The organism is Luteibacter jiangsuensis (genome assembly GCF_030812295.1).
GTDB classification, from domain to species: Bacteria; Pseudomonadota; Gammaproteobacteria; order Xanthomonadales; family Rhodanobacteraceae; genus Luteibacter; species Luteibacter jiangsuensis_A.
On sequence record NZ_JAUSSK010000004.1, the window covers coordinates 1 to 23,461 of the forward strand.

The window sequence follows — 23,461 nt, forward strand, 5'->3', positions numbered from 1 at the left end:
GCCGGGGTGCCGTTGCCTTCCGTCGCGGGCAAATGTGTTTGGCGCACCCCAGCCCCGCCGACAGGGCCCGCCCCCCCGGGCCCGGCCCCGCCCGGTGGGAGCCGACCCTGTCGGCGATGCCGTTGGGGGAGCCGCTTCAGCGGCGAAGCTCTCCGATGTGCCGAAAAGTAAGGTTTATCCGCGGCCCCGTTACCCGCTTCCGCACCGGCAACTCATGCTTGTACAAGCGCTGCGTGCCCCCCGCCATCCGTAGCAGGCTGCCGTGCGGCAGATCGATGGCCACTGGCTCACCGCCCGCTTTCGCCCGGAAACGGAATGTCCTCACGGCACCCAGGCTCAATGATGCGATCAGCGGCTCCGGCCCCAGCTCCGGCTCATCGTCGCTGTGCCAGCCCATGCGATCGCCGCCGTCCCGATACAGGTTCGCCAGGACGCTGTTGAAGCGGCCGCCACACGCCTCGGCGACGTGCTCGCGCAGCGTCGCTAATGCCGGTGTCCACGGGTGCGGCACGAAGCGCGTGCCCGAGTAGCGGTACGTGGCGTCCTCGTCGCCGATCCAGGCGCTCAGCCGAGGCGAGTCGACCACCCGGCCAAACATGCGGATGCGATGCACTTCCCATGGCAACTCATCGAGCAGCCGCGCCAGCAATGCGTCCGCCTCTTCGCTGTCCAGCCACGCCGGCGCGAAGGTGACGTCCGCGCCGGGCAGTGCGATGCGATGCCACCCGGTGGTCAGGCGGGCTCGACCGGATAAGGCGGCTCGGCGTCCAGCGAGGATGCGCATACACCCGCCAACTCGAGCAGGCGGAGATCCGAGCCACGCGCGCCCACCAACTGGAGGCCGATCGGCATGCCATTGGACAAGGTACCCATGGGAATGCTCACGGCCGGGCAACCAGCGAGGCTGGCGAAGCTGCAAAGATCCGCCTGCGAGGAAGGGACCGGTCCATCGAGCGGGAACGCGCCCTGCGGGGTCGTGGGCAGCACCAATACGTCCACCTGGGCGAACAGGCGGCGCATCTTCAGCGTGGCCGCGTCGAGCACGAGGTCGGCCGCCACGTAGTCGGCCGCGGACTTCCTCGCGGCGAAACCGACCATGTCGCGGAAGCCATTCGACACCGGATAGGCCTCATCGGCCAGCTCGATCGCGAAGGTGTTGAGCATTTCCGCTTCCATCAGCAGGAGGCCGGCGCGGCGGGTCCGGGCGAAGTCCCAGTCGGAGAAATCGACCGTCCGGCGCTCGCCCAGTTCGCCCTTCAGCTTCGACAGCGCGTCGTCGAAGACGTCGATAACGTCCTGTTCCACGCCCACGGCCGCGAGATCCGGCAGAAAACCCGCCCTGAGATTGCCCGGCTCCCAATCGGGCGGCGAAAAAGCGACGCGGCGCCGGCGGGAGCGCGCGTCGTCGGCGTCGTACCCGGCCAGCGTCTGCAAGAGCACCGTGAGGTCGTCCACGCCACGCGCCAGCAGGCCTACCGCGTCGAGGCGGCGGGCCGCCGGTACCAGGCCGCGGGCGGAGATTTCGCCATGCGTGGGCTTCAGCGCATAGACGCCGCAGTAGCTGGCGGGCACGCGGATCGAACCGAGCGTGTCCGAGCCGATCGCCGCCACGGCGAGCCCCGCGGCAACGGCCGCCGCGGCGCCGCCGGACGACCCACCCGCGGTGTAGCCCAGGCGGTGCGGATTGTGCGTCGCGCCATGGAACGGGTTGTTCGTGGTCAGGCCGAGGGCGCCTTCGTCCATGTTGGTCTTGCCCACCAGCACGGCCCCCGACGCGCGCAGCCGCGCGACGATGTGGGCGTCTTCCTCGGGCACGACGATGCGTCGACGCATGCCGGCCCGCGTGGGGACCCCGGCTACGTCGAAATTGTCCTTGATGGCGATCGGCATGCCGTCGAGGCGGCCGATGACACCGTCGCGACGCCGCCTGTCCGCCGCCAGGGCCTGTTCCTGGATCAGGGAGACGCTGTAGTCGGCGAAGGCGTTGAGCCGTGGATTCAGGCGCTCGATGGCGTCCTGGTAAACGTCGGAAAGGGCCTGTGGCTGGACCCGTCCGATGGCCAGCCAATGCAGGATCTGCAGCAGTGTGGCCCGTCGCATGTCGACATCGGCGACCGGCGGCATCGTATTCATGAAATCTCCTTGCGCGTGGGACGATTATGAACGCGACATGTGAAGATCGTGCAACCCTTGATGTTTGAAACGCCGATTTGCCCCGCTCCCGGCGAAACCGGACAATAGCGGGTTGATCCCGCAGCCAGCCGTTGAGTGAGCCAGCCATGAGCGAACGCGAAACCATGGAATACGACCTCGTCGTCGTCGGGGCCGGTCCCGCGGGACTGGCGTTCGCCATTCGTACGAAACAGCTCAATCCCGAGGTATCGGTCTGCGTGATCGAGAAGGCCTCGACGATCGGCGCACAGATCCTCTCCGGTGCCGTGATCGAGCCGGCTCCACTCGACCGCCTGCTGCCCGACTGGCGCAATAACCCACCGCCGGTCTGCGTGCCCGTGGCCAAGGACGAGTTCTGGTTCCTCCGCGATCACGCCTCCGGCACCAAGCTGCCGATGACGCCGCCGCAGATGAACAACCACGGCAACTTCATCGTGAGCCTCGGAGCCCTGTGTGCCTGGCTGGCGCCGCAAGCCGAAGCCCTGGGCGTGGACGTGTTCCCTGGCTACGCCGCAGCCGAGGCCCTGTTCGACGAAAGCGGCGCGGTGAACGGCGTGCGTATCGGAGACATGGGCGTCGCGCGCGACGGCAGCCATAAGCCCGGCTATACCGAAGGCATCGACATCCGGGCCAAGGTGACCGTCCTGGCCGAAGGCTGCCGCGGCCATATCAGCAAGACGCTGATCAAGAAATTCGACCTCGATGCCGACAGCGATCCGCAGACCTACGGCATCGGCATCAAGGAACTCTGGCAGCTGCCGCCCGGCAGGGGCGAACCTGGCAAGGTGGTGCACAGCGTCGGCTGGCCACTGGCCAGCGATACCTATGGCGGCAGCTTCCTGTATCACCTGGACAACGACCGGGTGGCGGTCGGCTTCGTGGTGGGCCTGGACTACCCCGATCCGAACTTCTCTCCGTTCGAGGCGTTCCAGCAGTTCAAGCACCACCCCAACGTGAAGGGCCTGCTCGATGGCGGCAGCATCGTCTCGGCGGGTGCGCGCGCCATCATCGAAGGCGGCTGGCAGTCGCTGCCGAAGGTCGAGATGCCGGGCGCGATCCTGATCGGCGACTCCGCCGGCCTGGTCAACGTGCCGAAGATCAAGGGTACCCACCAGGCCATCGCCTCGGGCATGCTCGCCGCCGAACACCTCGTCGCGTCGCAGCTTTCGCCGGCTGGCTGGGATGCCAAGCTGCGCGGCTCCGCCGTCCTCGATGAACTGAAGAAAGTGCGCAACATCCGGCCCGGCTTCAACAAGGGGTTGTGGTGGGGGTTGATCAATGCCGCGTGGGAAACGGTGACTGGCGGCCGTTCGCCGTGGACGCTGAAGAACCATGCGGACTGGTCGGCGCTGGGTAAGCTCGGCAAGTACGAGGCGCCGAAGAAGGATTATGTCGATCGGACGCTGACTCCGCGCGACCGGCTTGCGAGCGTTTACTTCGCCGCGACGGAGCATGACGAGGACCAGCCGGTGCACCTGAAGGTGGCGGATACCTCGATCTGTATCGACCGCTGCACCACCGAGTATGGGAATCCTTGCCAGCGGTTCTGCCCTGCCGGGGTCTATGAGATCGTGCAGGATGACGCGGGGCGGCGTTTGCAAATCAACGCGGCCAATTGCGTGCATTGCAAGACGTGCGATATCAAGGACCCTTATCAGATCATCACCTGGGTGACGCCTGAGGGCGGGTCTGGGCCTAATTATCAGAATCTTTGATGGATATCGGCTGGAAGCTGCGCCGGATCCGGCACCTGATCCGGCGATTGAAGGGCAGCATCGCGATGCGCGGCTGGCGTGGGACGTTGCGTCGAATCGTGCGACCGCGCGCAGCCGTTGAAGTCACCCAAGACGAGATCTTCATCCAGCACCCCGCGGTCGGCCACCCTCGCCGCCGAATCCTGGTCATCGAAACCATGACACCGGATCCGTCGCGCGACTCCGGCTCCGTTCGTCTGTGCCGTATCTTCGCGTTGCTGAATGCCGACGGATGGGAAATCGACTTTCTTGCCGACGACGGCGACACCACGTCTGCCGATGCGGTTCGTCTCGGCGCATTGGGTGTACGGGTCGTGCGTGAGCAGCCTCTGCGCTGGCTAAGGCGTGAAGGCATGGCACTCGATGCAGTCATGCTATGCCGTCTTCCGGTCGCGGACCAATATATCGATGTAATACACAGCCACGCACCGCGCGCGCGCGTCGTCTTCGACACCGTCGACTTGCACTTCATACGGGAGCGCCGTGCCGCCGAATTAATCGGCGCCCCCGCCATGATGCGCCGTGCAATACGCCTGCGCGCTCGTGAACTCAGCATGGTCGGGCGCTGCGACACCACGCTGGTGGTGAGCATGGACGAACAAGATGTCCTCAAGCACGAAGCGCCTGACGCACATGTGGAACTGGTCAGCAACATCCACGACGTGCACGCGCGGGCACGCGGGTTCATGGGCCGCAGCGGACTACTTTTTGTAGGCGGCTTCGGCCATCCCCCCAACGGGGATGCCGTGCGTTGGTTCATCGCCGAGGTTCTCCCGCATGTCCGCGTCACGGCGCCCGATACGATATTGCACGTGGTTGGCGATATCGACCCACCCGCGCGGCGGAGCATCGAGGGCGAAGGCATCGAGGTCCATGGGCGAGTGGCCGACATCGCTCCCCTCTATGGACGGGTGCTGATATCGGTCGCACCGCTGCGTTTCGGCGCGGGAGTGAAGGGCAAGGTCAACCAGGCCATGAGCTTCGGGGTTCCCGTCGTGTTGACTACGGTGGCGGCAGAAGGCATGTATCTGCAGGATGGCGTGGACGCACTGGTCGCGGATACGCCCGAGGTGTTCGCCGCAGCCATTCTTCGACTCAGCCATGACGAAACGTTGTGGACTGCAATGTCCGACGCCGGCCTCGAAAACGTCCGCAGGCACTTTTCCATCGATGTTGCACGATCCGCCTTGCGCCGTGCCCTGGATCCAGGCAAATGATGCGACTCATCCGGACGTTGCTGCGGCGCCTCATGGCCGTCATTTCGCGGCATCCCCGGCTGAAGCGCGGCTTGGTCGATCTCGTATATCGCCTGCCGTGGGTCGACATGCGCCTGCGACAGCTGGCGTCCCGGAGCATTCACACCAGCGCCTTCCTCGATCTCGACATAGAGCGCATGCCGGAAGACAGTCGCCGCAGCCTTGAACGCATCCAGGCAAGGATGCCACGGTGAAGATCGACATCGACATGCAGGGGATCCAGACCGAAAGCCGTCACCGCGGCATCGGCCGCTATACGCGCGCCACGACCACGGAGTTCCTGCGCCTCATCCAGGGACGGCACGACGCCCGACTACTCTTCAATGCAGCCTTGAACGGCATCGACGAACCAGTCGCAGATCTCGCCAGCGTGAATCTGCATCCGTCGCGAAGTGTGTTTGGCCCGCTCCGCAGGACAGCGTTCGACAATCCGGCCAACGAGGCCCGACGCGAGGCCGCCGAACGGGTCTACAGTCATGCCCTGGACATCGGTGGTGCCGACGTCGTCTGGTTCACCAGCCTGATCGAGGGTTACAAAGACGACGCGATCATGCCTCACGAGCTCCCCCGGCAACTGACGGTGGCGACGCTCTACGACATCATTCCGCTGCACACTGTAGATGACCTTGGCCAGTCTCGCGCGCGGGACTGGTATATGCGCAGGATCGACATGCTCCGTCGCTGCGATCTTCTGCTCGCGATTTCCTCATGGGTACGTGACGATGCGATCGAGAGGCTGGGGTTGGACGGGAGCCGCATCGTAACCATCGGCGCGGGAGTCGACGCCAGGTTCCGGCCTGCGCCCCGGAATGAACATGATCCCGGGTTCAATCGACGAATGGGCATCGATCGACCGTTCGTGCTTTACACCGGCGGAACAGATAAACGAAAGAACGTGGAGGTGCTATTCCCCGCGTTCGCGGCACTGCCCGCGCCGCTTCGGGAAAGGCATCAACTGGTCGTGGTGGGAAGCCTCGATGTACCGACGCGGCGTCGCCTCGAGCGCGCCGCGCGCGCAGCGGGTCTGGATGCCGCGCAAGTCGTATTCCCCGGCCATGTTCCCGACGAGGACCTGATCCGTCTCTATCAGACGTGTGCCCTGTTCGTCTTTCCTTCAGCGCAGGAAGGTTTCGGCTTGCCGCCCCTGGAGGCGATGGCGTGCGGCGCACCCGTCATCGTCAACAACGCCACAAGCCTGCCAGAGGTAGTAAACGATCCGTCGGCCATGTTCGACGCGTCGGCACCCTCTTCGATCACCGCAGCGATACGCAGCGTACTGGAAGATCCTGCCCGCACCGACGCGCTGAGGGAGGCTGGGATTCGACGCGCTGGCGAGTGTACGTGGTCAAGGGTCGCAGCGCGCGCTATCGGCGCCATAGAAGCAGCCTCGGCCAGGTTCACCGGCGAGCGGGAGGCTACTGCGCCGAACTATGCACCCGTCAACAACCCAAGCGACGGCGCAGGTGTTCAAATCCCCCTATACCTCATGGATAGAACCAACGCCGCTGCGCTCATTCCAACACTCCGCGCATGGCCCGGACTTGTCGAGTGGCAAGGCCTCTTTCCTGCTACGCCGGTATCCGAACTAGACCGCTACCGTGTTGGCGGCTGGCAAGCGGTCGTGTCCCCCGAAGTCGTCGACTGGTCTCTCGTCCTTGCTCACGAATCGGTGGACGTGCGGCAAGTGGACGTGCGACAGGACCCACATGCACGGCGCCAATGGATCCAGGACAATGCTTCGCATCCACTCGTTCGGCAGCGCATCGCGGAAGACGACATCGCCGCACGGGTAGCTCCCCGGCTCGACACCGCGGACCTTGCACGGATCGCGGATGCACTCGATCGCCTTCGCCCCAGGGCACGTGCGCGATGGCTCGTGGACGTGACCCACATCGCCAGTAACGATCTAGGCACCGGCATCCAGCGGGTAGTCCGCTCGGTCCTCGTACGTTGGCTGCGCACTCCTCCCGTCGGGGTGCGCATCGAGCCCATCGTCTTTCGTGGAGGGCAATATCACCACGCGCACACTTACGCGGCGGAACTGCTCAAGGTACATGTGCCAGTGGGACTGGTCGAAGATACGGTCGCGATCACGGGCAAGGAGACCTTTGTTGGCCTGGACTGGGCCATGGAAAGCCTGCCGGCCAGCGCAGAGCTGTTATGGACCTGGCAGCGCGCCGGCGTGGGAATGCACTTCATCATCCACGACCTTCTCCCGATCACTCTTCCAGAGGCGTTTCATCCGCAAACGCGGGAGTCATTCAATCGATGGTTGCAGCTGGTTACGGACCTTGCCGATGCCATGCATTGCATATCACGCAGTACGGCGGATGAATTGACAACCTGGGTGCGAACGGAGCATGGGAATAGGATGCCTACGATATCCACATTCCCGCTCGGGGTCGAAGTGCCCTCCACATCCCAGCCCGTCCAGTTGGACCCTGCCGTCGATAGTGCTCTCAGCACACGCCCTTCCTTCCTCATGGTCGGCACCATCGAACCGCGAAAAGGCCATGAACAGGCGCTGGATGCGTTCGAACTCTTGTGGGAATCGAACGCCGATGTAACTTTGCTGATCGTGGGGAAGCAGGGCTGGTTGGTCGGAGAGCTGATTCAACGGCTCGAGCGGCACGTCGAACGTGGGCAACGTCTATTTTGGTTCGAGGCATGTCCCGATGTCATGCTGGATACGTTGTATCGCGCCAGCACCGCACTTCTCGTACCGTCGCTGGGCGAGGGCTTCGGGTTACCTGTCGTCGAAGCCGCGCAGCGGGGCAAACCCGTCATCGCCCGATCACTCAAGGTCTTCCGTGAGATCGCCGGAGACTACCCGTCGTATTTCGACGGCACCTCGCCAGCCGCCCTTGCCACCTACCTTGCCCGATGGCTCGCCGAACGTCCCATGCATGCTCCTCGCAACAATTGGCCGACGTGGGACGAAGCGGCGTCCGTGCTAGCCGGACGCATCCAGGAAGTGTTGCCGCGGTAGAGGCTCACTGGCTCGCACCACTACGCAACTAAGTGGAATCAATCATTCGCTGTCACCAGATCAATCCGCAGGAGCCCGATACCTAGCCGCCTGATATCGGCTGAAACTCCCAGCTCTGCCGGCGTCGCCGCATTGGGTATCTCGATCCGAAAACGCCTGGAGGGAGAACCTGGTGGCAAGGGCAGGCGCATCTGAGTCGCCGAGACGGCGGATACTATTTCCGTGGCATCCCATTTCTTCGCATCATCGATCGCATAAACGTGAACGTGTACAGGACGCGCGGAACTGGCTCCGAAAGCGCCGAACGATAGGACTGCACTGCAAGACGCAGACACACAACGAGCGGGAACCGGCAACTCTATGATCGCAGAAGGTTTCGACCACACGAGCCCGTTCTCGCGCGGATACCAACCGTCTTCCAGCAGAAAATCTTGGATCGCGGCACCGGGAGCGCTCTCTGGTGCGATAACGATCGGATAAGTGACATCCGCGAAAAATTCGGAAAGAAGCCTCGTCCTTTCCGCTGCGGATCTATGGGCGTCGCCAAGGGTTACAACCGCGAACCAAGGCGTCTCCATCAGCTTGAGGTACGGCCTCTCGTTCAGCGATTGAATCGTGCGAGCGTAATACCGGCGAAAAGCACCCACGCAATCACCGTCCACCTCGGTGCTACTGAAAGCGGGCGATACGCGCGGACTCATGCCTGCTGGATTACAAGGCCATATCTGAGCGGAATAAAAGAGGTCGAAATAAGGGATGATCACACTATCCCCGGTCCCGTCCAGCAAGAATCGAATTATGCCGAGATCCTGGCCGGGCTGTGCCGGATCACGGAGTCGCACCATATCGGGCGGCCACTGGCTATATGCAACCGCGTAGTTCTTATCCCCGCCGGCGTTGAACGCCAGAAGATTCAACCTGGCCGCTATATATGCACCGAGAAAATCGTTTCCAAACGGGGAGAATGCTACGACTGGACCTCTTACGCCGTGACGCATAGGACCGATGACATTACTTTCGATATCCGCCATCAGTCGCCTGTGGAGAGATGACTGACGATAGGCGTCAACAGGATGCGGAGCCAGCAGCAATATGATCGCCACGAAGAAGCCCACCGAGACACGCTGTGCCCTATCTCGCGGGAGAGCCAGAATGAAGAGCACCCAACAGGCGAACAGGCATAGGGCGATCCACCGATAGGATGCGCGCATCAGCTTGAAACCGGGAAGCTTCCTGGATATCCATTGCGAGCCAGTACTTGTTGAGCCGGCATCCGATGGCATCAACAGGGGGTCTGAGGTTGCCACAAGTGTAGGGGTTCCATCGGGCATGGGTGGGCGGGTCGCGTCGATCTTCAACGTGGGCCCAAGCGACATGTAGAAGCCGAACAACGCGACCACAGCCATGCTCAGGGCAAATCGATTCTTCCGCGATCGCCAAGCACCGTACATACCTCCAATAAGGAGTGGTAGACAAAAGGTCGTCCCCCATACGGATCCGTCACCGTAATACCATGCATCCGAACGTGCCTTCGCAAGTCCAAGCAGGTCCCAAAGCCAATGAACGCCGGCTGTAGGTACCGCGATGAAGGAAAGATCCAACCCCCATGCACGGAAGAAATCTATTGGCGCCTTGTCATAGCTGGTGTAGTGCGAGTACTGGCGATACAAGATATATGCAACCGCCATACTCACCACCTGAACCGGGATAACCACTGTAATAACGCGGCGACGTTCGCGATATCCAGTCATGCAGACACAAATGCACACGAGCAAAGACCCCGTGGCGAACATCATGAATGAATATCCATCCATGAACACAGCAACGATTGCAACCACGATGCTTCCGAAGATTGCTGTCGCACGAGTATGGTCCAGCAGCACGAGTAGTGGCAGGAAGTAGGTAGGCAAAAGAGCAATACCGAGGCTGAGCATGCCAAATCCCGCATGCCCCCACACAATGGGCGTCGACATCCATGCCGTAGCCGCGAGGACGGCAACATGGCGCGCGGCACCTATCCGGCGCGCAAACAGGATGGCCCCCACGAATGCGGCTGTGAGCCACAGCGCGACCATGGTTGTGTATGCGTCAGGCACATCGAGGCCGACGCGAATCAACCAACTTTCTACCAACCCACCTGAGAGGCCGAATGCCATCGCTGACGTGCCCGGATAGCCAAAGTTCACTGCGTGAATGGCGAAGGGGGAAGCATTTGCAAACGATTGGGAAAAGCTCGAAGTCCACAGTGCCAACCCTAACGCTGGCGTCGTCACCCCTGGAATCGCACCATTGACGATCAGGACGTAGAAGAGCGCAACTAAGCCCCCCGCCACGTCGAATGTCGAACGAATCCAGTGACGGTTCAAATTTTCACCCTCTTGCGGTCCAACGCCGCAATGCCAATGCCCCTACATAACTTGTCAAGTCGGCGAGCACAGCGATCATACGTGTGAGCAGGACGGAAAAGATCAGCACTTCTCCATCCAGACGGCCCTTTAGCAGGTAGAGCAAGACAAGCTCACGGACGCCTAACCCGGCTGGCGCCCCCGGGGTGAGTAGACCGATTAGCCAGGCAGCGATATATGCACCGCAGATCGCAATCCAGTCGGTGTTAGCGACAGACTGCCAGTTGTGTGTCGCGGACACGGCCAAGAAAGTCATCCCCGATAACAACAGGTAGGCCAGATAAAGTACGAATGCGGTTGCAATCGCTGAGCCCATGAAGTGCTTGATGAGATAGGCTGCCACGGCAACAAGCGAAGCAACAGATGAAAGACATACCAGCTCGGATATCCGGGGCAGCATCAACGGAATGGAAATGAGGGATAAAAGTCCGCCCGAAAAGGTCACAAATGCCAGCTCAAGTAGCGAGGCTTTAGCCAGCGCACGCGCCGGCAGACCTGCAGCCATACCCACCGCTTGCCGTCCTGCATAATGGAAGATGTTACCCGGCACATAGCGCGCCAGCTGCGTCATCCCGTACGTCGACAGTGCCCATTCCGCCGAAACGACCGCACCCAGCCCCTGAAGGCATGCTCGCCATGCCGTGGCCAGGCAGAGATTCATGACGCAGCCCGTGAGGACCAACCCGGCTAGTACCACCCATTCGACCCAGGTGAATAAATCGACGTTAATGCCTGCACCGTACACACGCAGCTGTCTAAAGACAAAATAAACTCCACTGAGGGCCAACCCCGCGCCCGCCAAGTGCGCGGCGAGCTTCCATCGGCTCATTCTTGGCACTCCCATTAGCCGCGTCGTCGACAAAGCAGCATTGTCCAGGGCAGCGGCTGCCGGACCTCAATGATCTCGAACACCTGGGATACGAAATCCTGAAATGATCGCGACGACCAATGTTGGATGTGCCCAGGCGTATTGCCAAGTTGATGCAGATATTTCCCACGGACAACATTCAGTGCCCGCCACAGGGGTTCGCGGGGAACACTCAGAATGACAAAGTCGCCAGCGATTCGATGGAGGGCCTCAAGGCCCCGTAGGGGATCGTCTATGTGCTCAAGCACTTCGCAGCAAACGACGAGTTCCTTCGGATCGGATTGGCGCTCTAGATCGTATATGTTGCATTGCTCGAAAGATTCCTCCGGAACTCCAGCAAGGGCTGTATTCTCTCGAGCTAACTCGACGACCTGTTGCGAGATATCGCAACCGGAAGCGCGAATTCCTTTCGTCCTCCATTTGAGAATCCAATACCCTTCTCCACATCCGACTTCATAGATCGCTTCCGGGTTTGCGATGTCCACGAGTTCGGAAATTGCGCTATCGAACCCCTTCATCATCCACTTGACGATGGGATTGCCCGACCCATACTTGTCAAATGTATTTCCGACCACTAGACCGTAATCGTCTGTTGCGCCACCTGAAACTTTCAGTTTCCTCTCGCTCATCCGGCTATTGCTCCAATGCCATGTGCGCCATCTCAGGCGTCGTCTTCTAGCGAGGACGTACGATCACGCGCAAGCGCTGCCTTGTAGCGTATGTCCTCCAGCAACTTGCGGTTCGCGGAAAGAAGATCGGCAACGAATGCAATGAGTATTGTCTGGAAGCCTATGCCTAAAAGGATGGCTGCGAGTATGAGGGATTGAACATGCCCTTCTCCCTCCCCGGAGGCGTATTTGTATAGAAAGCGCACACCGGGAATCAGCCCAGCCACGAAGAATGTCAGACCGATATATCCGAAAAACCGAAAGGGTCGGTATATTGCAAAGATCCGGATAATGGTCACAGTACTGCGCCGTACATACGACGACAGGCTGCGCACGAGGCGCGATGTCCTGAGTTCGGCATTTACGTGAATGGGGACGGACATCATGGACATACCCTTCTGTCCTGCCTGAATGATCGTTTCCAAGGTATAGGTATACTCTCCGAACACGACCAGACGTTGGGCTACGGACCTCGTCATGGCACGGAAACCGCTTGGTGCGTCGGGAACATCCGTACCGCTGGCTAATCGCACTACCCAGCTACCTACCCACTGCAATGCCTTCTTCAAAGGCGAAAAATGCTTGATCGTTGCAATGGGCCTGGCACCGATCACAAACTCCGCATGACCGTCCAGGATTGGTTGCGTGAGGCATGGAATATCTTTGGCGACGTACTGATCATCCGCGTCGGTGTTGACGATAACGTCCGCACCAAGGGAAAGACAGGCGTCCAGCCCTGACATGAACGCACGCGCTAGTCCCATGTTATGCGTGTGCCGCACGACATGATCCACTCCGTGGTCTAAAGCGACCTGCGCGGTGTCGTCGGTGCTTCCGTCATCGATGACCAGCCACTCGACCGAGTCGAACCCCTCGACTTGGCGAGGCAGGTTAGCCAAAGCGACGCCAAGCGTCGCGCTTTCGTTCAGGCAAGGCACCTGAATTATCAACTTCATATTGTTCTTCCTCCCTAGGTTTTGCGAACACCCACCCCGGGGGCGCCTAGCACAATTTGTGACAATAACGTGACAATAATAGACCTAGTCAATGATTGGGATGGGCCAAAAGCGTTCCAGGCCCTTCTTCCGGTACGGGCCGGTGGTCCGGGCGACGCGGGCGCCCCCCGATGTCCCACGCTATAATCAATGGTCAACTCCTCCATGCGCCGACGGCTCAACCGGGCCTGACGCACGAGCTAAAGGGTATGCGAATGAAAGTCTTGGTCGGTTATAAGCGCGTCGTGGACTACAACGTCCGCATCCAGGTCAAACCTGATGGCACGGGTGTGGTCACGGACGGCGTGAAGCTCTCAGCCAACCCCTTTGATGACATCGCCCTCGAAGAAGCCCTGCGCTTGCGCGAGAAGGGCTTAGCCGAGGAAGTCGTCGTCGTAGGGATTGGCCCTGCCGACCTGACCGCCCACCTGCGCAATGGCTTGGCCATGGGCGCCAATCGGGCGATCCATGTCCAAACGGCCGATGCCGTGTCACCGTTGACCGCCGCCCGTACTTTTCTGAAGTTGATCGAAAAGGAAGAGCCAGGGCTCGTGATCCTGGGCAAGCAGGCCATCGACGACGACGCCAACCAGACCGGCCAGATGCTCGCCGCCTTGTGGGACCGCCCCCAGGCCACCTTCGCCAGCAAGGTTGAGATCACCGACGGCAAGGCTACGGTCACCCGCGAGGTAGATGCTGGCCTGGAAACCATCGAGGCAGACCTCCCCGCCGTGATCACCACGGACCTCCGCCTTAACGAGCCGCGCTTCATCAAGCTGCCGGACATCATGAAGGCCAAATCCAAACCGATTGACGTGATCGAACTGGGATCATTGGGCGTGGACGCGGCAGACCACATTAAAACCACTCACTACTCCGCCCCGCCCAAGCGCAGTAAGGGCGTGATGGTCAAGGACGCCGCCGAGCTTGTCGCGGCCCTCAAGCAGAAGGGCCTGCTGTAAGGCAGCCGACCGGAGAATCGACATGACCAAGATCCTCGTTATTGCTGAACACCTCGACGGCAAGCTCAACGGCGCCACGGCACGCGCCGTCAGCGCCGCATCCGCCGTGAAGCCGGACGCTATCGACATCCTCGTGCTTTCCGATGCCCCGGACGCCGTGGCCGCCGAAGCCGCCAGGATTGACGGCGTCAGCAAAGTACTGACGGTAGCCCGGTCCGAAAATGCCCACGCGCTCGCGGCGATTCTCGCCCCGCAGATCGCCAAGGCGGCAGTTGGCTACAGCCATGTCTTCGCCCCCTCGACCACGTTCGGCAAGGACCTCGCCCCGCGCGTGGCCGCCCTGCTTGGCGTGTCGCAGGTCAGCGACGTCATGAGCGTGGAGGCACCACACAGCTTCAAGCGCCCGATCTACGCAGGCAATGCCATCGTGACCGTGGAAGTGGATGCGGGCTCTACCGTTGTCGCGACGATCCGCACCGCCTCGTGGCCGGCCGCAGCGTCGAACGGCTCCGCGCCGGTTGAAGTCCTGGGCATCGACGCTACCCTGCCCTCGCACACCCGCTTCGTCGGATTGCAGCAGGGCAAGAGTGACCGCCCCGACCTGCAGGGCGCGCCGAAGGTCGTTTCCGGCGGCCGAGGCGTTGGCTCGAAGGAGAACTTCGAGATCATCTACAAGTTCGCCGACAAAATTGGCGCGGCCGTGGGCGCTTCACGTGCCGCGGTAGACGCCGGCTATGTGCCTAACGAGATGCAGGTCGGGCAGACCGGCAAGATCATCGCGCCGGAACTCTACATCGCCGTGGGCATCTCGGGAGCCATCCAGCACCTGACCGGCATCAAGGACGCAGGCACCATCGTCGCCATCAATAAGGACGGGGAGGCACCGATCTTCGAGATCGCGGACATCGGACTGGTGGGGGACTTGTTTAAGATCCTTCCCGACTTGGAAGCTGCCTTGGGGTGATGTTGGTGGGGCGTATGCCCTGGCAGGGGAACTCGGACGCCGGGAGACCCCGGCTAGGTAAAGGCAAGACGCTAATCACGCCTCGGGACGAGACCGTCGTGCCAGGGGCACGACTGGCACGACAGGGATACTCACGACATGCAACACGAAGAACTTCTCGCCTTCGAGGCTACGCTCAGTGGCAAACGTGTCTTCCTTACGGGGCACACGGGCTTCACTGGTAGCTGGGCGTCCGCATGGCTACTGGGAATCGGCGCCGAAGTGTGCGGTTTTTCTCTTGCACCGGAGACATCGCCGAGCTTGTGGACCGAGCTGGCGCTTGATGGACGCATGCGCTCGGTCATCGGGGATATCTGCGATCGTGACGCACTTGGCGATGCCATCAGAACATTCGCCCCCCAGGTCATTCTCCATCTGGCAGCGCAACCGCTCGTACGGCGTAGCTATCGCCAGCCGTTCGAGACGTTCAACTCCAATGTCATGGGCACGCTGAATGTCCTTGAAGCAGCCCGCCATGTAGCCGGCATTGAAGCCATCGTCTGCGTCACTACGGACAAGGTGTACGAGAACAAGGAATGGCCATGGCCGTATCGCGAAAATGATTCGCTAGGCGGGAAGGATCCTTACAGTGCCTCCAAGTCCGCCGCCGAAATGGTTATCCAAAGCTATCAGTACGCCTACCAGACCGTCGATGGTCGCGCCCTTCCGATCGCGACGGCGCGCGGCGGCAACATCATAGGTGGTGGCGATTGGTCGGAGGATAGACTGGTACCCGATTTTGTCCGCGCCGTCACGCGTAAATCGGCGCTTACGCTACGCTACCCGGACGCCACGCGCCCCTGGCAACACGTACTGGCCCTTGTGCAGGGCTACCTGATGCTGGCTGCAAAACTCATTTCGGATCCCGCCATCGCCGCACGAAGCTGGAACATGGGACCGGCTGACGGACGTGCCCTTTCGGTGCGAACAGTGCTCGAGAGCCTCTCGGCCACCTGGACTCGGCCCAACCTCGAATATCTCGACAATCCCGCAAAGGAAGCCCAGTTGCTTGCCCTGGACAGCACACTGGCCCGCGACGTGCTTCGTTGGTATCCGGCGTGGGACGTCGAAGAAACGATCGCGCGAACTGCCACTTGGTACCGCGATTTCTATGCTGACCACCATGGCGCAGCCGAAATCACCCTGACCCAGATCGCGGCGTGGCGTCACCTCCTGCTCGAACGCGAAAAAAACGCGACATGACGCGCGTATTATTGACGGGCGGGACCGGATTTATCGGCGCACGTCTCCTTACCCATCTCCATGCCGCCGGCATCGACGTCATCTCGGTGGGTCGCTCCGCACTGCCAGAACGCCTCCAGTCCATTATCGATCACCGCGTCGTCCCGCGGCTGGACGCGGAACGGTTGCACCAGGTGGCCAGCGGCGGTCAGGTCGACGCGGTGATACACCTGGCCGCAGCCGGGATCAATCCGGGCGACCGCAACCATACAAACCTCCGTCGTATTAATGGACATCTGCCCGCTGAATGTGTCGATGTCGCGCAAGCGGTGGGCGCACGCGGCTTTCTGATGGCCGGTTCAAGTTCGGAGTACGCTCGTTTCGACGGAGATCGAATTAGGGAGGATGCCCCTCTCGAAACCATGAAACTCTACGGTGCCACCAAGGCCGCGGGATCGATCATGGCGATCGCAACGGGCGCCGCTCTCCGCTTGCCTTGCGCCAACCTTCGACTTTTCAATGTATTCGGGCCCGGTGAGGCACCGCACCGACTGTGTCCCGCATTACGTGCGGCGCTACAGGAAGGGCGGGAAGTTCCACTTTCCCAAGGACTTCAGGTCCGCGATTTCATCCATGTGGATGACGCCTGCCGCGCCATTCTCGCCGCTCTTTCGACGACCCTTGCGGGAAGCCTCCCGACCGGTCATTACAATGTTTGTACCGGCCAACCGACAAGCGTCCGATCATTCGCGCTCGACGTCGCGGCGGCTATGAACGCCGATGCCTCGCTGCTGCGTTTCGGTGCACTGCCGTTGCGCCCCGACGACCAGCCTCGGGTTGTGGGCAACCCTTCGTTGTTTGAGGCCATGACCGGTTGGCGGCCCCTACATACCGTCACTACCGGCATCGCGCACACCCTTTCCGAATTGTCCCGAGCCGAGCGCGCTGGAACGCCATGACCCCACTACCGCTGATCTCGATCTCTATTCCGGTCTATAACGAGGAAGGAAACATTGCGGCGCTTTACGAGCGGCTGGATGCGCTCGGACGCTCCATGACCGATGAATGCCGACTCGAATTCGTGTTCACCGACAATAGCTCGACCGATTCCACATGGAACATGCTGGAAGCACTGGCGGCACGCGACAAGCGTGTGCGCGCCATCCGATTTTCGAAGAATTTCGGTTTCCAGCGTTCGATCCTCGCGAACTACATGCATACGCGCGGAGACGCAGTCCTGCAGATCGACGCCGATCTGCAGGATCCGCCAGAATTGCTGAAGGAATTCCTCGCCCTTTGGCGACAGGGGTACCACGTCGTTTACGGTGTCCGGCGAGCACGTCCCGAAGGCCCGTTTATCCATTCGTTCCGGAAAATGGGATACTGGTTCATTGACCGGATCAGCGAACATCCCATTCCACGGAACGCCGGGGACTTCCGGCTCGTCGATCGCAAAGTCATCAATGCATTGGAAAGCCAGCGCTCGGCAGAACCCTACCTCCGCGGCCTTATCGCGGGCATGGGCTTCCGGCAGATCGGCGTTACTTACGACCGCTCCGCCCGGATCGCTGGTTCAAGTAAATTTGGGGTCATCCAGTTAATTCGACTCGGCCTCACCGGCGTATTCAACCACTCGCTTGTTCCTTTGCGTCTGGCAACTGTCGCGGGCATCGCAATTCTCTCGCTATCCGCTGCCGGAGCGATCTACTACCTCGTCCTCAAGCTCCTGTTCCCTGATTTTCCACGAGGCCTTGCTAGCCTGCATATCCTCATCCTGTTCGGCATCGGCTTCCAATCGCTGTTGCTCGGCATACTGGGGGAATACCTACTGCGGATCTACCGGATTCTGCGCAAGGAGCCCATCGCAATCATCCAGGATTCGTTGAACCTGGATTCCAACGACACCAAACTCTGAGTGGCGAACAAATGAAAGCTGTCATCCTTGCAGGTGGTCTCGGCACGCGCATCGCGGAAGAGTCCGATTACAAGCCCAAGCCCATGGTGGAGGTTGGAGGCCGCCCTCTCCTCTGGCACATCATGAAGAGCTACTCGAAGCATGGCATCAAGGATTTCGTGATCTGCCTCGGCTACAAGGGTTACGTCATCAAGGAGTACTTTTTCAACTACTACCGTCACACGGCGGATCTGGAAATCAATTTGCGGACGGGCGAAGCCGCGGTCCTCGACACCCAGGCCGAAGACTGGACTATCACCCTCATCGACACTGGGCAGGACACGATGACCGGTGGTCGCGTCAAGCGGGTTCGTCAGTATCTGGCCGAAGAAACGTTCTGCCTGACCTATGGTGACGGCCTTTCCGACATCGATATTTCGCGGGAGGTCGAATTTCACAAGAGCCATGGAAAGCTCGCTACCGTCGCTGCGGTGCAGCCACCAGGTCGTTTCGGCGTACTCAACATGGGTCAGAATGCGAGCGTCACGAGCTTTGAAGAGAAGCCCCAGGATGAGATTGGCTGGATCAATGGTGGTTTCTTCGTACTCGAGCCTTCGGCCCTGGATTACATAGAGGGCGATGACACTTCCTTCGAACGTGCGCCCTTGGCTAACCTCGCCAAGGACGGTCAGCTTATGGCCTTCCAGCACCATGGTTTCTGGCAGCCCTGCGACACACTGCGCGACAAACGTGAACTGCAAGCGTTGTGGGATGCCGGCAGTGCACCTTGGAAGGCCTGAAAATGCTGGATGAACCCGTGACCCGCGTTACTCCGACCAAGGGCAAAGGCGGTATCGTCCGCCTTGTGGTCGGATGCGTCCTGTCCACCATTTGTCTCTACTTCGTCTTTCGCAACATCAAGTTCGAAGAAGTGGGCCGGGCGCTGGCAACCTTCCACTGGCCATACCTTATCGCCGGAATCGCATCGCTTGCCGTAGGTTACACCGCACGCATCATCCGATGGAAATTGCTTCTTGAGGCTTGTGGCCCGCGAGTGACCGCGGCTGCGTGCGCCAGCCCATTCCTTGCCTCCATCGCGCTCAACAACGTGCTGCCGTTCCGCCTTGGCGATGTCGTTAGGGCGCTGATCTTCCCTGCCGCATTGGGCGTCACCAAGACAGGAGCGACCGCCACCCTAGTCCTCGAGCGGCTGGTCGACCTGCTGACTCTGCTTCTGTGCCTTGCGCTCGCAGCCTCCTTCTTTCCCAAGGGGGCATTGCCAGCTTCGGTGGTCGATATCGTCATCGTACTTGCAGTGCTGGGGAGCACAGCTCTGCTCGGACTGATCCTGTTCGCCGGTCTGGTCGTGCGCCTCATCCGTTGGCTTGCCAGACGCATCGAAGGTAAAGCTCCGGACAAAATCATCGGCATCCTACGGGCTATTGGAGATCTCGGCGAAGCGCTTCAATCGATTTCGCGCATGCGCACGATTCTCGCCGCGCTAGCTATCTCTTTTGTAGCATGGGCGGGCGAGCTCGGACTTTACCTTGCCCTGATGCAAGGCATCGGCATGACATTCTCGCTACCTGGCGGCCTCCTTCTGATGTCGATGGCGACCATCGCCACACTGGTGCCCTCATCACCGGGTTACGTCGGCCCGTATCACCTCGCCGCCTTCACGGCCGCCAACCTCATGGGCGGTTCGTCGACGCAGGCGATGACGCTTGCCGTCCTGTGCCACCTGGGTGTGTGGCTCCCAACGACGATCGCCGGTGCGATCGTCATGATCTTCAATCGCAACCTTTTCCAAGCGGCGCGCAACCAGGCCTCGCTCGAGGTATCCGGAGACAGAACATGAATCACCCCGTCCCGCAATACGACTCCGCCATTGTCGGTGCAGGCTTCACCGGACTGGTCGCGGCGCTACGCCTGGCACAAGCTGGAAAAAAGGTCATTGTGCTCGAGTCCGACGCCGCCCCGGGCGGTCTCGCCGGCACATTCGAATTCAACGATGGCGTCCGCATCGAGAAGTTCTATCATCACTGGTTCAACAACGATGCTTACGTGCCCAAGCTCGTCGAGGAACTGGGCCTCAGCGACCTCATATTGACCCTGCCCTCGCGGACAGGCATGTACTACAACGGGCGCCTGTGGAAGCTGTCCACCCCGATGGATGTCCTGCGCTTCAGCCCGCTCCCCTTTATTGATCGTATCCGCCTCGGCTGGCTGGTGTTCCAGGTCCGGAAGGTCAAGGACTGGAAGGAAATCGAGCACCTGACCATCCGTGAGTGGCTCGAACCACTGTGCGGCAAGAAGGTTTTCGAGTTGGTCTGGGAACCCCTCATCCGTTCTAAGTTCTCTGTGTTCGCCGAGGACATCAACGCGGTCTGGTTCTGGAAAAAGTTGGTCCTGCGCGGAAGCACTCGTGACCCGAAGGGCGGAGAGCAGCTGGCTTACTTTCGTGGCGGCTTCGGGCGACTCGCGGAAGCCATCGCCGAACGTATCGTCAGCCTGGGCGGAGAAATCCGCTACAACACGCCGGTGACAGGGGCGATTGCCGAAGGTGACCTCATCCATGCCCTGACGACGAAGGGAGGGGATGTCGGAGCGACGAATTTTCTCCTCACCCCATCCTTCAAGATCATCGCGAAGATCCTGAAGGATGCGCCGCAGCCGTGGCTCGACTCGCTTGAGCGGGTCAATTACCTTGGCAACGTATGCCTCGTCATGGAGCTTACGCAAAGCCTATCGGACACCTATTGGATCAACGTCAACGACCCAGGGTTCCCCTTTGTCGGAGTGATCGAGCACACCAATCTCGATGACAGCTCCCATTACGCGGGACGGCATATCGTGTTCCTCTCGCGCTATCTGGCGACGTCGGACGAAACATGGTCGATGAGCGACGAAGAATACCTCCAGTACGCTCTGCCGCATCTGGAGCGCATGTTCCCGAAGTTCCATCGGGAATGGGTCAAGGAATTCCGTATCTGGCGCGCCGACTACGCCCAACCGGTTACTGAGCGCGGGTACTCGAAGTACGTCCCTGCCGAGGAAACCCCATACGCGAACGCCCTGATTTCCACCATGGCGCAAATCTATCCTGAAGACCGAGGAACCAACTACGCGATAAGGGAAGGCACCCGGCTCGCCACGCGGTTGAGCGGAACCACCAGCAAATGAAATTCGATTTCTTCACCAGCCCGCTCGCGCGTCGAAAAGCGCTCTGGTTGGCAGCAACGATCGCTCTCGCTTTCATCGCATTGGCCTCGCACTTCCGTCCTCAGCGGGTGGGTGATGGCTCTGAATACTATGCGATGTATGGAACGATCATCCATGGACATCGCACGTATATGACGCCGCAAGGATGGGACGCGTATGACAAGCTCGTTCGAAAAGGGCGTATCACCGCGATGGTGGATACCGATACGCTAAGACATACATTCCCTTCGCTCATCCAGCAAAGCGGGTCGGATTTCAACCACTTCTGGATGTACCCAGGACTCGCAGCTGTCGCCGGCGGATGGACGTTATTCGTCCACGCAAAGGCTCATATGGGTTTCATGATCCTTCATGCGATCCTCTTAGGCTGTCTCGTATTCGTTGCCGCGCGATCCTTCGGCTGGGCCGGCCCCCTGGCAGTATTCGCACTCATCGCTGGCTCGCCCTTACTCTGGTTTATCGACAAGGTACACACAGAATTCTTCACTTTCTGCTGCGTCGCAATCGCATCCACACTCATTTTCCAGAAGCGCAACTTTGCATCCGCCGCCTGGCTAGCGTTAGCCTCGACACAAAACATCAGCATCGGTGCGTCTGCTGTCCTGATGCTTTCCATCGCCGTCTGGAACAGACGCGACCGCGGTTTCAGTCCCATGCAGGTATGCATGATTGGACTGACGCTCGCATTGATCGCAATCCACCCGGTTTATTATTTTTTCCGTGTCGGAGTCATCGATCCTCAGTTGCTCGCGGGCGGCGCCAAGATCGGCGCGAACGTATCGACCATGTACGCATGGTTCTTCGACCCAGACGTCGGCCTCTTCACCAATTGGCCTCTAGGGTTGGTGTTCGTGCTATGCATCCTAGTTGCGATTGGCCGGAAACACCTCAAACTACCTGGTTCGTTCGTCGCGTTCCTGTTGGTTTTTATCGCTACCAATCTTTATGCGCAGTCCTCGACGGAGAATCTGAACTCCGGGGCGACAATCGATGTGGCGAGGTATGGGCTCTGGTACGTTGGACTGTTTCTTCCGCTGCTAGCGTCGCTCCTCGTCCGACGCGAAAGGGGACAGGAAAATGAATCAAAGACTTCCAGCGCGAGTTCCCGAGCAGGTGCACTCGTCGTCACGGCATTGACCTTATGCTCAATCGCATATGGATCTAGGCAGTTCAACCCGTCCCGTGCCGAGCACTATCTCGAGCCGACGCCACTATCTCGCTGGATACAGGCAAAGCACCCGACTTGGTACACACCGCCAGATCAGATTTTCGTGGATCGCAACGCGGGCCAAAGCTCGGCTTCGTTGCCGCCATCGTACGCGGTTGCTGGCCCTGAATGCCGAAAGTTCCTTGTCGTTGAAAGAGGAAATGCTCCCGTGCAGCCCGTAGCCAAGGATTGGTGTGGTCTGGATCTAAAACGGCTTCCTGACGCCATTTTTCATCCAGAAGGCAACCCGCGCATGGGCACGGATGGCTCGCGCATCCATACCGTGATCCTCAGCGAGGCTGATCTTGTTCGCGCCAAGGCTCGTTTTCTACTCGACCATACCTATTCGATGTCGACAGATAGTGTCGATGGCGCGCAGCTACTTGGCGCCGGATGGAACACACGGGAGGCCTGGGGCGTGTGGTCCGAGGGATCGACGTCCGTCCTCACCGGCATAGCGCCTCAATGTACAAGTCGCACTCTTACTATCGACCTAGAAGTCAATCCGTTCCTCACGCCCAAGAATCGCGTGATCGAAGTCGGCGCAAGTGTGAATGGCACCGCAGCTGGTACGTATCGAATGAGCGAAGCCAGCCCCGCGACGTTGCGGTTTCAAGCCCCCTGCACAGCGATCGTCGGAAGCAAGACCCTAACAATTTCGTTCCAGATCAAAGGTGCTATATCGCCGAAGACGGCGTATGGAGTAGCAGACGCGCGCGTTCTAGGCATAGGGCTAAAGAGCTTCCGGCTTACTGCGTCCGACTCGGACATCTAAGGACGCAATCGCACAGTGATGGACGCGAGTTCGGGAAATACTTCAAAGAGTTGCTGGGCGTGACTCTTTACTGCCCGATGGTCGTCCGCTGACCGCTGCTTCACTTCAC

Annotated in this window: 19 protein-coding genes; 13 read left to right on the forward strand and 6 right to left on the reverse strand. The window is 60.4% G+C overall.

The features are described from left to right. Window positions 1-136: 136 nt before the first annotated feature. Together J2T07_RS13855 and J2T07_RS13860 are read right to left on the reverse strand one after the other, a co-directional pair. Window positions 137-784 (reverse strand): alpha-ketoglutarate-dependent dioxygenase AlkB family protein, encoded by a 648-nt coding sequence (locus J2T07_RS13855; protein WP_306850699.1) that lies wholly within the window; start codon window positions 782-784, stop codon window positions 137-139. After that, a complete protein-coding gene (locus tag J2T07_RS13860; RefSeq protein ID WP_306850700.1) occupies window positions 733-2,133 on the reverse strand; it encodes an amidase in 1,401 nt (466 codons plus the stop codon). The genes J2T07_RS13855 and J2T07_RS13860 overlap by 52 nt, the downstream gene beginning before the upstream one ends. A gap of 146 nt (window positions 2,134-2,279) precedes the next feature. Between J2T07_RS13860 and J2T07_RS13865 the strand changes: the two genes are divergently transcribed. From J2T07_RS13865 to J2T07_RS13880, 4 genes are read left to right on the forward strand one after another with little or no spacing between them, the layout of a single operon-like run. Continuing rightward, window positions 2,280-3,887, forward strand: a complete 1,608-nt coding sequence (locus J2T07_RS13865) for an electron transfer flavoprotein-ubiquinone oxidoreductase (protein ID WP_306850701.1) — start codon at window positions 2,280-2,282, stop codon at window positions 3,885-3,887. Further along, window positions 3,887-5,143: a glycosyltransferase family 4 protein gene (locus tag J2T07_RS13870; protein WP_306850702.1), complete on the forward strand. Its 1,257-nt coding sequence runs from the start codon at window positions 3,887-3,889 to the stop codon at window positions 5,141-5,143. The genes J2T07_RS13865 and J2T07_RS13870 overlap by 1 nt, the downstream gene beginning before the upstream one ends. Next, window positions 5,140-5,376, forward strand: coding sequence for a hypothetical protein (locus J2T07_RS13875; protein WP_306850703.1), 237 nt, complete (start codon window positions 5,140-5,142; stop codon window positions 5,374-5,376). Before J2T07_RS13870 ends, J2T07_RS13875 begins: the two co-directional genes overlap by 4 nt. Then, on the forward strand, window positions 5,373-8,171 hold the full coding sequence (locus J2T07_RS13880) for a glycosyltransferase family 4 protein (protein ID WP_306850704.1): 2,799 nt from the start codon (window positions 5,373-5,375) through the stop codon (window positions 8,169-8,171). Before J2T07_RS13875 ends, J2T07_RS13880 begins: the two co-directional genes overlap by 4 nt. 38 nt (window positions 8,172-8,209) lie before the next feature. On the opposite strand, the gene J2T07_RS13885 is transcribed toward J2T07_RS13880, so the two are convergent. From J2T07_RS13885 to J2T07_RS13900, 4 genes are read right to left on the reverse strand one after another with little or no spacing between them, the layout of a single operon-like run. Next, a complete protein-coding gene (locus J2T07_RS13885) occupies window positions 8,210-10,537 on the reverse strand; it encodes a hypothetical protein (RefSeq protein ID WP_306850705.1) in 2,328 nt (775 codons plus the stop codon). A 4-nt stretch (window positions 10,538-10,541) separates the two neighbouring features. Beyond that, on the reverse strand, window positions 10,542-11,405 hold the full coding sequence (locus tag J2T07_RS13890) for a hypothetical protein (protein ID WP_306850706.1): 864 nt from the start codon (window positions 11,403-11,405) through the stop codon (window positions 10,542-10,544). 14 nt (window positions 11,406-11,419) lie between these two features. After that, on the reverse strand, window positions 11,420-12,073 hold the full coding sequence (locus tag J2T07_RS13895) for a class I SAM-dependent methyltransferase (RefSeq protein WP_306850707.1): 654 nt from the start codon (window positions 12,071-12,073) through the stop codon (window positions 11,420-11,422). 32 nt (window positions 12,074-12,105) lie between these two features. Then, window positions 12,106-13,068 (reverse strand): glycosyltransferase family 2 protein, encoded by a 963-nt coding sequence (locus tag J2T07_RS13900; protein ID WP_306850708.1) that lies wholly within the window; start codon window positions 13,066-13,068, stop codon window positions 12,106-12,108. Window positions 13,069-13,322: 254 nt separating this feature from the next. Here J2T07_RS13900 and J2T07_RS13905 point away from each other — a divergent pair, with 254 nt between their 5' ends. The 9 genes from J2T07_RS13905 to J2T07_RS13945 all read left to right on the forward strand — a co-directional run bounded on the left by J2T07_RS13905 (window position 13,323) and on the right by J2T07_RS13945 (window position 23,352). After that, window positions 13,323-14,069, forward strand: coding sequence for an electron transfer flavoprotein subunit beta/FixA family protein (locus J2T07_RS13905; RefSeq protein ID WP_306850709.1), 747 nt, complete (start codon window positions 13,323-13,325; stop codon window positions 14,067-14,069). Window positions 14,070-14,091: 22 nt separating this feature from the next. Beyond that, window positions 14,092-15,033, forward strand: a complete 942-nt coding sequence (locus J2T07_RS13910) for an electron transfer flavoprotein subunit alpha/FixB family protein (protein WP_306850710.1) — start codon at window positions 14,092-14,094, stop codon at window positions 15,031-15,033. A 138-nt stretch (window positions 15,034-15,171) separates the two neighbouring features. Continuing rightward, entirely contained in the window at window positions 15,172-16,275 is a 1,104-nt protein-coding gene (gene rfbG / locus J2T07_RS13915) for a CDP-glucose 4,6-dehydratase (protein ID WP_306850711.1), read from the forward strand. Further along, entirely contained in the window at window positions 16,272-17,213 is a 942-nt protein-coding gene (locus J2T07_RS13920) for an NAD-dependent epimerase/dehydratase family protein (protein ID WP_306850712.1), read from the forward strand. The genes rfbG and J2T07_RS13920 overlap by 4 nt, the downstream gene beginning before the upstream one ends. After that, window positions 17,210-18,169: a glycosyltransferase family 2 protein gene (locus tag J2T07_RS13925; RefSeq protein WP_306850713.1), complete on the forward strand. Its 960-nt coding sequence runs from the start codon at window positions 17,210-17,212 to the stop codon at window positions 18,167-18,169. Before J2T07_RS13920 ends, J2T07_RS13925 begins: the two co-directional genes overlap by 4 nt. Window positions 18,170-18,180: 11 nt before the next feature. Continuing rightward, window positions 18,181-18,948, forward strand: a complete 768-nt coding sequence (rfbF, locus tag J2T07_RS13930) for a glucose-1-phosphate cytidylyltransferase (RefSeq protein WP_306850714.1) — start codon at window positions 18,181-18,183, stop codon at window positions 18,946-18,948. 2 nt (window positions 18,949-18,950) lie between these two features. Then, on the forward strand, window positions 18,951-20,006 hold the full coding sequence (locus J2T07_RS13935) for a lysylphosphatidylglycerol synthase transmembrane domain-containing protein (protein WP_306850715.1): 1,056 nt from the start codon (window positions 18,951-18,953) through the stop codon (window positions 20,004-20,006). Beyond that, the gene (locus J2T07_RS13940; protein WP_306850716.1) at window positions 20,003-21,331 is read left to right on the forward strand and encodes an NAD(P)/FAD-dependent oxidoreductase; all 1,329 of its coding nucleotides are present in this window, start codon (window positions 20,003-20,005) and stop codon (window positions 21,329-21,331) included. Before J2T07_RS13935 ends, J2T07_RS13940 begins: the two co-directional genes overlap by 4 nt. Further along, window positions 21,328-23,352 carry a hypothetical protein gene (locus tag J2T07_RS13945; RefSeq protein ID WP_306850717.1) on the forward strand — a complete coding sequence of 675 codons (2,025 nt, stop codon included), beginning with the start codon at window positions 21,328-21,330 and terminating at the stop codon, window positions 23,350-23,352. Before J2T07_RS13940 ends, J2T07_RS13945 begins: the two co-directional genes overlap by 4 nt. The last annotated feature ends 109 nt before the right edge of the window (window positions 23,353-23,461 follow it).